We start from the raw sequence: 371 nt of genomic DNA, 5'->3' as shown, positions 1-371 counted from the left end.
GCTGATCAAAAACAATGTCGACCTGCATAAATCACGCAACCTTGTGATCGTTGCGGTAACTTTAGTCTTTGGTATTGGCGGCATGGCCTTTGGTATTGGTGAGTTTAGCCTGCAAGGTGTCAGCCTGTGTGGTATCGTCGCGATCTTACTGAATCTGATTCTTCCTCAAGATTTGGGTGAAAACCACGTGGTTGATAATGCACAAATGGAAGAAGAAACGAAGTAATCCACTAACAAAGAAAACTATCGAATTCAACGATGGTTAGCTGACGTATCAAAATAACAAAAAGGCCAAGTAGAATTATCATACTTGGCCTTTTTACCTCTTATTTGGCGTGTCTAATCGCAAAGGCAGGTGAATGTCGCATTAC

At 41.8% G+C, this 371-nt stretch carries 1 pseudogene; it reads left to right on the top strand.

The features are described 5' to 3' along the window. Positions 1 to 226: pseudogene (locus BCU12_RS10920) on the top strand (uracil permease); the annotation flags it as partial. Positions 227 to 371 lie beyond the last annotated feature (145 nt).

This window comes from Vibrio sp. 10N.261.55.A7, from assembly GCF_002877365.1.
Classification (GTDB): Bacteria; Pseudomonadota; Gammaproteobacteria; order Enterobacterales; family Vibrionaceae; genus Vibrio.
Note: the sequence above shows the minus strand (reverse complement) of the source record. Positions and strands in the feature narration are given on the sequence as shown.